The organism is Bacillus massiliigorillae (assembly GCF_000380245.2).
GTDB classification, from domain to species: Bacteria; Bacillota; Bacilli; order Bacillales; family DSM-1321; genus Bacillus_AD; species Bacillus_AD massiliigorillae.
Genome location: NZ_HG428741.1, coordinates 1,685,914 through 1,698,726, shown reverse-complemented (window position 1 = coordinate 1,698,726; position 12,813 = coordinate 1,685,914). Strand labels below are relative to the sequence as shown.

The window sequence follows — 12,813 nt, the reverse complement described above, 5'->3', positions numbered from 1 at the left end:
ATATAGCTTATTAATTGGCAATCTTCACATCAACTATTTGTTCATTTCGCTGTTTTCTTTTATAAACGATTTTTGATACACTTACACTCCCCTCATATAGTAGGATGAGGGGAATAATAACAAGCACATCTGAAATAAAATCAGGAGGCGTTATAAATACTGATATAACAATTAATACAAAATATGCATATTTTCTTATTTTTTGTAGTCTATAAGGGTTTATGACTCCTAAGCTTGTTAGAAACATAATAACTACCGGTAACTCAAATAATATCCCAAAAGGTAAAGTCATCTGCAATAAGAAACGAAAGTATTTTTCTGTAGTAAAAAAGGCTTGAAACATTTCTGTTGATAGTGACATGAGAAAAGTTAATACTAAAGGAAACAATAAAAAATATCCAAAGGAAATACCAGCAATAAATAATAGAAATAATGCTGGAATATAGGCTAATGCTAACTTCTGCTCTTTTTTAGAGAGTGCTGGTTTTACAAATAACCATATTTGATGAGCAGCAACAGGAATAGTTACTGCAATTGCTGATATGCCTGAAAGAATCACATACACATAAATAACATCACTTGGTCCAAGGACTACTAATTTAAAATTTAAATCTTTAACAAGAAATTGATAAATTTCTTCAACAAATACAAAAGCTAAACAGAATAATAGTAAAAATATGATTAAGGTAAATATAATTCTCTTTCTCATCTCATTTAAATGTTCAATCGCATTCATATTTCGCTGATCCATAGCATCCACCCTTAATCCGTAATGTCATTTTAAAAAGAGTAAAAGGCGTCGAAAAAGTGATTACAAACCACTTTTAGGACAGCCTTTTTCTTTAGCCTAACTTCTTCTGATCTGTATGATCATCTTTCGGTTCATCATCTGACACTAAATCACGTGTGGATTTTTTAAATTCTTTTAAAGTAGAACCAAATGCTTTACCGATTTCCGGCAATTTTGACGGTCCAAATATAATTAAAGCGATAACTAGTACTAAGATTAAACCTGGTATTCCGATATTTGATAGCATATATAACGCTCCTCTTAATAATTTTAAAACCCTCTAATAGCAACAACAGCAGGTCTTGGTATTTTATCACCCTTACGATGAGGCCACATGCTAGTTGGTTTATTATAATCTTTTGATTCTTCTCCAGGATGTTGGACAGCTATGAATAAAGTTGTTTCATCTTCGGTGAATGATGGTCCTGTTAATTCTGCTTCAATCGGTGCTGAAGCGAATTGGAACGCTTCACCTATATTGGTACCTGTTGTTGGAATAACAAATACACCATTGTTTTGAAATGTTTTAAATACGCCCTTATTTACTGATGAAGAAGATATATCCGTAACAGTCCATAAATTCCCTTCACTATCAAATGTTAAATTGTCAGGTGCACTAAATCCGCTTTGACGCCCACCACAAGCAAAGATTTCAAAATCAAATGTAAGTGCTCCTAAGTCATCGCCATCTTCAATAAAGCGAGTGATATGACCGTGAATATTCCCATGATTTGAGTTATTTGTATGTGCAATGAAGACTGTTTTATCGAATGGACTAATCTCAACATCTTCAGGACGATCGGTTGGAGTAGCACCCAAAAGAATCGCTGCATCAGAAGCGTAAACTAATACATCTGCTTGTGTTTGAAACTTGTCTAGTAAATCTTTTTTATCTTTTGCCGCTTCTCTTACAGCATCAATGGTTAATGCAACCCATGTTCCTTTAGATAAATTAGCTGCATATAATGTGCCTTCTTCTAATAGTTTACTATTTTGACGTCCTAGGGACGGCACATACTTGTTTTTTGAAATGAACTTATACACACATGCATCTCGCTTATCATCACCCATATATACTACAATACGGTTATCGTTCGTTAAGCCCATTGCGGCATTTTCATGATGAAATCGACCAAGCGCGGTATGTTTCCTTGGAGCAAAACTTGCATCAAAAGGATCTACTTCAACAATCCAACCATAATGATTTTCATTAAGACCTGATGGACCAGCTGTATCTTCATAGTTTTCTTCCGCCGATAATACGTTATTCCATAATGTTTTTCCTCCAGAACAGTTGGCGAATGTTCCTTGAACAACATTTACATTACCAATTGCCTTACTACCTCTAGCGGCTCCTGTTAATTCAATTGGGGTCAAACCAGTTATTCTTCTGGAATGCCTTGAAGTTGGATCGAGTTTCCAAACACCATTTGCATCTCGATAAACTTCAATAACGGAACCACCTTGGTTGTATAACATCTTTTCTATTTGTGATTTTGAGTACTTACCGTTATGGTCTGGTTGACCTGTAACCCATAAATCACTAACATATTCATGATTTACCCATAGAAGCCCTCTACTAGATCCGTTTATTGGAAAATACATTGTAAAGTCATTATTAAAGCCGAATGTGTCACCTTTCTCATTAATAACGTCTCCAAATGCTGCCACAACATCATATTGATAACCTTCAGGCAAAACTAAATCGTCTTTAGTTGATGGTTGAATCGGTGTGAATTTAAGTCCTGATACCTTCTTATTAAAACCAAATAGCTGTGCTGCTGCTTCAGATCCTTTTGCTTCAGCTCCTGGTACTAAAACACCTAATCCTGTTGATGCGACTGTAAGAGCTGTAACTCCTGTTCCAACATAAGTTAAAAACGTTCGACGATTCAATTCATTAGTCATTCAATTGCACCTCTTCATTAATAATGGGTTATGTATGTAACCAATTAGAATATTACATCTTTTGTATTAAGAAAATTCTGTTACTTATTTAATTTTCTGTAAATACAATTAACACTATGTAAAAAATGTAAATAGCATCATTTTTAAAGAGTAGTTTATCAAACCACTACCTCAAAAATGATGCTTTTTCCTTATATATTATTTTTTTCTTCTATATTATCTCCAACAGAACTTCCACTATTTTCTCTATGATTCTATTCATATCTTCTTCGCTAGGATTGATATGACCTACCCGCACCACGCCGGTCCCAATAAACAGCGACCGTTGAATTTATAATAGAAGGATAAAGTGCACGCGAATTTGCGTCAAACGGCATAGGAACTCCTGGTCCACCGTGCAAAAACAACGTAATTGGTTTACTTCGATCTTTTCCTTCTATTAATATGTATTGTTCAGTACCAGCAATATCTACTTTTCGAAAATCACTAATTCCACCACTTTTAATAAGTTGTTTAGACTTCTGAGTTAGTGGATATTGCATATATTTTCTGTAAGCTAATAATAAGGAAATGAGTAGAATTAAGATAATCAATATAATTAAAAATATTTTAGTTGTTTTTAACACATTTATGATACTTTCCTTTTGATTATTCGAACTTTATCACTTTAGTTACTCTTAGCTGTACAAAAAAGATATTACTTACTATTTGAATCCCACTTCTCTTCAAATATCAATTTCTCTAATTGTTGTCGCTTCTCCCATTTGTGAATTTCAAGTAATGGTCGGTCTGGATAATCATTCGTATACCCTATTGATAAGAGTGCAACTGGATCAATATGATACGGAATATTTAGAATGGTTCTTACATCTGGTTTCTTATAGAAGCTTACCCATCCCATCGCTAAGCCTTCAGCATAGGCTGCAAGCCACATATTTTGAATTGCGCAACTAACTGACATTAAATCGGTCTCTGGAATCGAATTTCTTCCTAGTACATGATCACCCGCGCTGAAAGAATTACAAGTTACACATATAGTGATAGGTGCTTCTAAAATACCAGCAATTTTTAAATCAAGGAACTTCAACTCACGATCGGTATCTTCATAATGAATAGCTAACGCTCGACGCTCTTTATCTACTATGTTAGCTAATTTCTGCTTCGTCTCCTGACTTCGAATAATTACAAAGTTCCACGGTTGCATAAAACCTACAGAAGGGCCAGCATGTGCAGCCTCAAGAATCTTAATCAATTTTTCGTTAGCTATAGGTGTATCTTCAAAAGTACGTATATCACGTCTATTGAAAATGGCTTTATATACTCCATTTCTTTCTTCTTCATTTAATAAATTCATAAATTTCACTCCATTTAAATTGTGTTTTCTCTATAGTGAGAGTATTTTTTTCGTAATAAAATAGTATCATATAGTACAAAATCAAGAAATAGTCTGTCGATTTATGTCTTAAGTATAAGCAAAGGCTTTATATCTTTTGTCTTATACTTAAGACTTTTAATCAATTTGATATGTTTATTTTATTGATAATTCATTGTGTTTTTTGGAATTTACTTGTGTACGACTTTCTTTTAAATGTTTTAACATTGCGACAATTAAAAAACTAACAATAACTAATAATAACCAGGAGCTTATTTTCCCAAAATGAACTATTTGCCATTGCTGTTGTTGATTCGGATATTGCCAAGCTCCAAAAAAGGTTGCAATATTTTCGGCAATCCAAATGAAAAAACCAATTAATACAAATGATAATGACAAAGGCATCCTATATGTACGTTTATTCACTGTAAAATAAACAAAAGTTTTAAAGAAAATAAGTAAAGTCATAAACTTTAACACCCAGCGAAAATCATATATAAAATGATGTGTAAAAAAATTAAAATAAATGGCTGCGCTAAGAACAACGACCATCCAGGTAGCTGGCCAATTCGTTAGTTTTAAATCTAACCTTCTCCATACTTGACACATATAACTTGCTACACTAGCGTACATAAACCCACTATATAGCGGAACACCGAAAAGTTTCATGACAGCATCCTCAGGATAATTCCATGATCCCATATGTACTTTATACAATTCTAATGCTAATCCAATAAGGTGAAAAACCCCGATTACTTTTAATTCGTCCCAAGTTTCAAACTTTAAAGTTACCATTAATATTTGCGTTAACACACAAATCAATAAAATTAAGTCGTACCGAGAAATAAAAGGTAAATCAATCACCTTGGTCAAAGCAAGACTTAAAAATATGATTACTGGAAAGATACAAGATTTTGCTTGTTCCAATCCAAAGTAGAATAATTGTTTCATCGTAACACCCAATCTTTTATAATAATTTAAAAATAATTATACGGATGAATATAGATAAAGACCATATAAAAGGAATGAGAAGTGAATAACAATATTCAAAAAATTAAGAAAACTAAACGTTATTCAAGTCTATGTTGAATAAAAAAGACTAAAGACACCTTCGATGAAAATCGAATCTGACTTCAGTCTAAAACATTTAATCCGCTAGATTTTGATCATGACCAAGTAGCAATTTTTGATATTGTCCTAATGCTAGTAATGGGAAAATATAATTATAACTTTCATACATAATATAATATCCACCTGGTAAACCAAGTCCAGTAGGATAAGATATACTTTCATCAGAATATTCTTCACTCTTCAATAAGTATTGAACCGCTTTTGTAACGGATGGAGAATCTATACTTCTAATAGTTAATAATGCAGAAAGAGCCCAAGCAGTTTGAGAAGGTGTGCTAAATGATAATGGTACATATGTTTCTTGTTCGGCACTGGCACAAGATTCGCCCCACCCGCCATCTTCTCGTTGAATAGACTCAAGCCATCTAGCTGCTCTTATTAATGCAGGGTGATTTTGTTCAACACCTACTGCTCGTAAACCAGTAATTGCAGCCCATGACCCATAAATATAGCAGACTCCCCATTTACCGTACCAACTGCCATCTAAGCGTTGACTTTTCATAAGCCTATTAACTGCTCTTTTTATATTACTATTCTTTTGTTTCATTTGAGCATAATTACCTAAAAATTCAAGAACACGTCCTGTTAAATCAGCAGTTGAATCATCAATAAGCGCATCTTTTGCATTTTCAATAGGTAAATGTGCTAATAAAGGCTGATAAGCATTTTTCTCAAATGCTCCCCATCCACCATCTTTGTTTTGCATGGCTAGTAAATATGCCAACCCTTTTTCCCATGACGACTTAATTTTAATAATTGATTTACTCTGCATCGTTAATGCACGTAGTGCTGCAGAGGTATCATCGTTATCAGGAATGAAAGTGTTTGTATCAGAAAACCCCCATCCACCAGCTGATGCATAGGGTGCATTCACAGACCAATCTCCTCTAGAAAACTGTTGCTTTTTTAATAAATATTCATTTGCTTTTATAATCACGGGATGGTCAGCTGACATGCCTGCTTCTTGAAGAGAATAAGAAAGCAAAGCGGTATCCCATACGGCTGAAGGAGAATTTTGAATATGCCATCCATTCTTACTTTTTGCTTTATAGCTTAAAATTCCTGCGGTAGCTTTCTGAATAATGGAAGACTTCTCGTCATAACCAAGTGCAAGTAAAGCATAAATCATATAGAACGTTGCAGAAGCATAACTGTATAATGTTCCGTTTTCTTCGATTCTATCTATCATAAAATGTTCTGCCGCTTGATAGCCTGCTTTATGCATATGAATTGGAGTAAGAGCCATGTTCTTTATTTCTTTTATAAAAAACTCTCCCCACGAATCACGCTCTGTTTGAAACCAAATAGCTGTTTGTTCATAATCGAAAAAACTTGTATCTACACGATGTGTTTTCACATATCGCTTATTCATGCAAATGAGCATGGGTGTTAAATGTATTCTGGCATAATTACTACAATGATACATACTAAATGGAAAAGATGATGGAAGCAGATAATAAGTCATAGGAAAGTAAAAAAGCGGTGGATATTTGTATAAGCCGTTTACTGCAAGCATCATCTTAGTCAAAATATTCGCCTTCGATAAACCACCATTATTTGAAATGAAATGCTCTGCTCTTTTCATTTCTTCATCTTCTCTTCCAAACCTGCCCGATAGCAAAAGTGCAGCATAAGCTTGTATAGTTGCAGAAACATCTCCTTCTTTTTCATCACTATATATTTTCCAGGCGCCATTTTCATTTTGTAAACGTATAATACTTGTTACTAGCTCCTGAATCGTTTTTCCAGCAGGAATATTCAATGTTTTAAGTAATATAATCGTTAAGCAATCTGTGAATAATGGACCTTGAAAAAGCATTCTCCAAGATCCATCACTCGTTTGCATTTCTTCTAACTTCCTCATACGAGCTTTAATGTTATCTATTATGGATTGTTGAGAAATAATAATCTCCTCCATTTCATAGGTATATATACAATATATGTATCCAACTTAAATAGGGATAGAAAAAAAGTTATATTCATAATTTCCCTATGAGGAATTAAAAAGAGCTCGCTCTTACAATAATTTAATAATGTAAGATGCGAGCTCTTTAATAAATACTTATTTTGTGATAGTCTTTTTGGATTCTTCGTTTTCTTCAGGAATTTCAAGCATATCAATCATAAAAATGAATACTGGAATACCAATAATTAAGCCCCAAACTCCAAAGAAATGTTCAGCAAATAATAAAACTGCTAATGTGAAAAAAGTAGGTAAATTTGTTTTCACAGACATGAATTTTGGATTAAGAATATAAGCTTCTAGAGCATGTAATACAAAAATCATTATTATTACAATAATAATTGTCGTAAAGCCACCTACATTATAAGCAATCATACAAAGTGGAATTAACGAAATAATAACACCTGCAACTGGTATTAATCCTAGAGAAAAAATCATAATGAAAAGTCCGATTAATTGAGGGAAACCAATTAACCATAGTACAAAAGTAGATAAAATTGCATTGGTTAATGCAATTAAAAATTGTACTTCAATCACTTTACCGAATGAATTGATGAACTTTTTCCCAAAATGCTCGATGTTAATAAAAAATTGACCGAAATTTCCTTTTTTAAATCTTGAAGTGAAAGAAATGATTTTTCCTTTTTCTAGTAAAAGAAATAAACTTAATACAATCGCTAAAAGTACTTGAACAAGCAGAGAGCCAACCCCAGAAGCATAAAAATAAATTTTATTTATATTACTTTCAATGTTAAGAGGAAGTGTATTCGCTGTGCTAATTAAAAATTTAATAATTTCATCATCAGGTGGATTTCTAAAGAAATGCATAATTTGCGTAATTAATTCAGTTATTTGAATGGTAATTACGGGCAAATATTTATACATAACAAGACCTAACGCCGAAACAATTGCACAATAGATAATCACAAGTATTACTTTCGGATTAATATGTATAAGTTTGTCTAATTTATGGGATATGAATTGTTGAAGTCTCCCCATCAAGAAGGCAAAGATGAACGTGAATAGCACTAGATTTATTAAATTTCCAATGCTATAAAGAAATAAAATCAAGACTAATATTGTTATTATTCTTGAAAATGTTTTGGTGCGTAAGAACGCCGTGAATTCTGACATGAATTGCATCATTCCCCTCTTTCCGATTGTTTAATGAAACATACTATATAGGTATTCATCATGATTTTTCTCGACTCAAACCATGAAATTTATCTTTTAATCGTTCAAATTCCTAATGAAATAATGTATTTCATATGATATAAAATTTTAACTTTTCAGAAATAGCATTAGTTTTATTTTAACGCATTTTTCCTGTTCTTTCTATACATATAGTTACATCAATGTGTACTTTTCGACATTTTGTCTTTATTTTATCTATATATATTTCATTCATTCATTCTAGTTTACATAATAGTATTATTTATTCAACGGATTATGATTAATCACACTACGGATCTCTTCATCTTCCACATGCGTATAGATTTGCGTTGTTGAAACACTTGAATGCCCTAAAATTTGTTGTAAACTTCGAATATCAGCCCCACTTTTATACATTAAAGTTGCAGAGGTATGTCTCAACTTATGTGGTGTAAGTTTATGCTTATTTAAACCAGAATTCACATTAATAAACTTCACGATTTTTGCAACAGTTTGCCTCGTAAGTCGTGTTCCTTTTTGTGATAAAAATAAAGCATCATCATCTTGAACACTCATAATTTGATTTCTCTCTTGTTTCTTATATGTTTCCAAAGCATCTAGGCATACTTTATTCAAAAATATCGTTCGCTCTTTATCACCTTTCCCTATTATATGCAATGTATTACCATGAATTGAATTCAAATTTAAAGAGCATAACTCAGATACACGAATTCCTAGATTCAAAAAGAACATCATCATACAATAGTTCCGATGATAATGTTTGTTTCTTGGGATACCCAATAAGAATTGTTCTGACTCATCTAAATTCATATAAATAGGTGTTTTCTTCCCTATTTTCGGATTTTCTAATTCGTCAGCCGGATTTTCATCCAATAACCGTCTTTTTCCTTTTAAGTATTTAAAGAAAGATTTAATAGTTGCACCTTTTCTTGATCTAGAATAGGCACTATTCTTCCTCTGAACTTCACAATATTCCAGAAATAAATAGATATCTTCTAGAGAAATTTCTCGAATCCAATCTATATTAATATCATCAATCGCAATCCTGCTCATGTCACTTATATCTAAATCATCTTGAATCGCCTTTAAAAAGCGAAAAAACAAAACTAAGTCATACTCATATTCTTTTCTTGTTCGCATGGACTTCCCTCTAATTGTCGTTAAGTAAATCAAGAAGTCTTTCAAAATTTTAGGTTGCTTCACTTTCATAAAATACACCCCTTATTCTCCTATTTTATCACAAAAAAAGGTTCCCAAATGTGTATTTGGGAACCTTTTTGAAAAATAGTAGTAAAATGAATAGAAATCGAGAATAATAATGAAAAAAAATAGCCGAATCTGAACTAGGATGAATTTCATTATTAGAAATTCATCCTAGTTCAAGATATGTTGCTGAGGAGCTCTCAGACAAAATTAGAAAAGGTTTATACGATATAAACCTTTTCGTTTTAAAGTTAAAGATTATGCTTCAAATAGTGATGTTGATAACCTTAAAAAAGAATCAACTTTAACTTACTGTTTCATTAGTCTTTGGTTGTCTTTTTTTAAACCAGTGTGTTGGCTCTACTTGTAAATTTACATTTATCTGCTTTACTTCTAAATACGCTTCTAAACCAAATGTACCTAGTTCGCGACCAATACCACTTTGTTTATAGCCACCCCAAGGTGCTTCATTATAGGTCGGATGATACGTATTGATCCACGTTATACCTGCACGGAGCTTACGAATTACACGATGTGCTTTAGCTACATCACTTGTAAAAACTGCACCCGCTAAACCATATTTTGTCCCGTTAGCTAACCGAATTGCTTCTTCTTCTGTTTTAAATGTTTGAATCACTAACATTGGTCCAAAAATTTCTTCTTGCACGATTCTCATATTAGGAGTTGTGTGTGTGAAAATAGTTGGTTCGATAAAATAACCATTTCGGTCCAGACGTTTTCCTCCACATAATAAAGTTGCCCCTTCACTTTTTCCTAATTCAATATAATGTAATACACGGTTCATTTGTGTTTCACTAATTAAAGGTCCCATTTCAGTTGTAGGAGAAGTACCATCACCCACTTCAATTTGTTCTGCTCTAGCTACTAATTCTTCAACAAACTTATCATAAATAGTTTCTTCTAAAAGTAATCTTGAACCTGCTGAGCATACTTGCCCTTGATTTGCATAAATTGCATACAATGCATAATCAACGGCTGTTTCAAAATCAGCATCAGCAAATACAATATTCGGAGATTTCCCACCCAATTCTAATCCTACTTTTTTAATTGTTTGTGCTGCACTTATCATAATAGCTCGACCAGTCTCAGTGCCGCCTGTAAAAGCAATTTTATCAACTAATTCATTACGAGCTAGTTCTGCTCCTACTGTTTTTCCTGAACCAAGCACTAAGTTCACTACTCCTTTTGGAAATCCTACTTGATCAAGGATTTCAAAAAAACGAATAAGTGTTAATGGAGTTTGCTCTGCCGGTTTTATAACTAATGTGCAACCCGCTGCTATAGCAGGTGCAATTTTTTGAACAGCCATTACTAACGGATAGTTCCAAGGGATAATTTGCCCGACCACACCAATAGGTTCTCTAACAACACTAGATGTCATTTCATCCGGAACATCAAACGTTTGTCCATGTGGCTTAGTGGCAATCCCAGCATAATATCTTAATTGATCAACAGCATCACTGACATCATAGCTGGATTCACGTAATGGTTTCCCGTTATTCAATGTTTCTAGTAAACTTATTTCATCTATTTTCTGTTCCAATAAATCTGCTGCTTTTAACAACAAGGCTGCCCTTTCTCGTGCTTTACTAAAGGCCCAGTCGTCTTCATCAAATGCTCTCCGGGCAGCCTCAATAGCAGATTTAGTATCTTCAATTGTGCCTTCGGTTACACTCGCTAAATATTCTTCTGTCGCCGGGTTCACCAGTTCTCTTACCTCTCCCGATTGACTCTCTACCCACTGACCATCCACATACATCTTTTCAATAATTCTACTCATTTAATCACTCCTAATTACTAAAGAAAACGAACAAAATGCTTTTACATTTTGTCCGCTTTCTTTTACTTATTTAAATCAACTGAATCTTCTGTATTTTCAACCATGATTTTATCTGCTGAAATTTTTAATACCTTCGTTAAGAATAATAGATATAGAATTCCTATTCCTGCCCAAACTAACCCCAGAATGAATGAATCCCTCTGCACATTTATCCATAGGATTAACATAGTGAAAGATCCTATTAAAGGGAGCACAATGTTAAAGAAAATATGCTTAATTGATTTGTACTCTTTCTTACGAATCGCATAATGCGCAATAACTGAAATATTAACGAATGTAAAGGCGATTAATGAGCCAAAATTAATAAATTCAGTCGCCGTTTCAACTGTAAAAAAGATTGCTCCCAAACAAAGAACACCAACAAAGATTACATTAAAAGCAGGCGTTCTAAATTTTGGATGTACGTAACCAAAATATTTCTTAGGTAAAACATTATCACGCCCCATAACGTACAATAAACGAGATACACTGGCATGGGATGCTAAACCAGATGCAAAAATACCTGCAAATGATGCTGATAGAAACACTATTTGAAAAAGCTTCCCACCTATATTATAAGAAATATCAGAGGCTGTGGAATTCTCTATGTCCTTGAACATTGATAGATCCGGATATAACGATTGTGTAAAGTAAGATGCAACGATAAACAACCCGCCACCAATTAAAGCTGTTAAAAAAATAGCTCTTGGAATTGTTTTTTTCGGATTAATGGCTTCTTCTGTATACGTAGAAACAGCATCAAATCCTAAAAAGGAAAAACAAAGTATCGTTGCACCAGAAACTAGGGTTGAGAAATGCATATCGGGTCCCACAAAAGGCTTCATGGAAATAGGGGTACCAATTCCCATTCCCCCTAGTAATTCTTTAATACTTAGCACAACAAAAACTGCTAAAATTACAAATTGATAAATAACAAAGATAGAATTGACATTTGATGTTGACTTAATGCTGATTAAGTTAAAAAACGTGACTGCGGCTGTTATTAATACAACCCATATCCAAGGTGGAACATCAGGAAATACAGCCGTAATGTATTGTTGACCTAATAAAACATTAATAAGAGGTAATAACAAGTAATCTAATAATGCCAACCACCCAACAAAAAAACCTACCTGTGGATTAATTGATCGCTGGGCATATGTATAAGCAGATCCAGCAGTTGGATAAGCATTTACCATTTTCCCATAGCTATAAGCTGTAAATAACATCGCTACTAGAGTTAATACATATGCTGTAGGTACATACCCGCTCGTTTCTTGTGATACTAAACCAAACGTATCGAACACAACAGCGGGTGTTAAATATCCTAAACCAAGCAAAACAATGGGCCACAAACCTAGCGTCCTTTTTAAAGTCGGGTGTTGATCCATATACCTAGCTCCTTCTCTATTCCGAATAAAAATTACTTTTTA

The 12,813-nt window shown here is 33.4% G+C and carries 11 protein-coding genes; all 11 read right to left on the bottom strand.

What is annotated here, in order from left to right; all coding sequences use genetic code 11:
- Positions 1 to 10 precede the first annotated feature (10 nt).
- Positions 11 to 751, bottom strand: coding sequence for a twin-arginine translocase subunit TatC (gene tatC / locus TX86_RS07855; RefSeq protein ID WP_042347778.1), 741 nt, complete (start codon positions 749 to 751; stop codon positions 11 to 13).
- A gap of 91 nt (positions 752 to 842) precedes the next feature.
- Entirely contained in the window at positions 843 to 1,037 is a 195-nt protein-coding gene (locus tag TX86_RS07850; protein WP_042347776.1) for a twin-arginine translocase TatA/TatE family subunit, read from the bottom strand.
- A gap of 23 nt (positions 1,038 to 1,060) precedes the next feature.
- Positions 1,061 to 2,698 carry a PhoX family protein gene (locus tag TX86_RS07845; protein ID WP_042347774.1) on the bottom strand — a complete coding sequence of 546 codons (1,638 nt, stop codon included), beginning with the start codon at positions 2,696 to 2,698 and terminating at the stop codon, positions 1,061 to 1,063.
- Between the two features lie 272 nt (positions 2,699 to 2,970).
- Positions 2,971 to 3,324, bottom strand: coding sequence for a hypothetical protein (locus TX86_RS07840; protein WP_042347772.1), 354 nt, complete (start codon positions 3,322 to 3,324; stop codon positions 2,971 to 2,973).
- A 71-nt stretch (positions 3,325 to 3,395) separates the two neighbouring features.
- Positions 3,396 to 4,052: a 5,6-dimethylbenzimidazole synthase gene (bluB, locus tag TX86_RS07835; RefSeq protein WP_042347770.1), complete on the bottom strand. Its 657-nt coding sequence runs from the start codon at positions 4,050 to 4,052 to the stop codon at positions 3,396 to 3,398.
- A 174-nt stretch (positions 4,053 to 4,226) separates the two neighbouring features.
- Entirely contained in the window at positions 4,227 to 5,021 is a 795-nt protein-coding gene (locus TX86_RS07830; RefSeq protein ID WP_042347768.1) for a DUF817 domain-containing protein, read from the bottom strand.
- Between the two features lie 196 nt (positions 5,022 to 5,217).
- Positions 5,218 to 7,107 carry a terpene cyclase/mutase family protein gene (locus TX86_RS07825; RefSeq protein WP_439096847.1) on the bottom strand — a complete coding sequence of 630 codons (1,890 nt, stop codon included), beginning with the start codon at positions 7,105 to 7,107 and terminating at the stop codon, positions 5,218 to 5,220.
- A 156-nt stretch (positions 7,108 to 7,263) separates the two neighbouring features.
- Positions 7,264 to 8,298, bottom strand: coding sequence for an AI-2E family transporter (locus TX86_RS07820; protein WP_154663079.1), 1,035 nt, complete (start codon positions 8,296 to 8,298; stop codon positions 7,264 to 7,266).
- 297 nt (positions 8,299 to 8,595) lie between these two features.
- On the bottom strand, positions 8,596 to 9,546 hold the full coding sequence (locus TX86_RS07815) for a tyrosine recombinase XerC (RefSeq protein WP_195892872.1): 951 nt from the start codon (positions 9,544 to 9,546) through the stop codon (positions 8,596 to 8,598).
- Between the two features lie 298 nt (positions 9,547 to 9,844).
- Complete coding sequence (locus tag TX86_RS07810; RefSeq protein ID WP_042347762.1) at positions 9,845 to 11,341, bottom strand: aldehyde dehydrogenase family protein; 1,497 nt, start codon at positions 11,339 to 11,341, stop codon at positions 9,845 to 9,847.
- Between the two features lie 62 nt (positions 11,342 to 11,403).
- Complete coding sequence (locus TX86_RS07805; RefSeq protein WP_042347760.1) at positions 11,404 to 12,771, bottom strand: APC family permease; 1,368 nt, start codon at positions 12,769 to 12,771, stop codon at positions 11,404 to 11,406.
- Between the last annotated feature and the right edge of the window lie 42 nt (positions 12,772 to 12,813).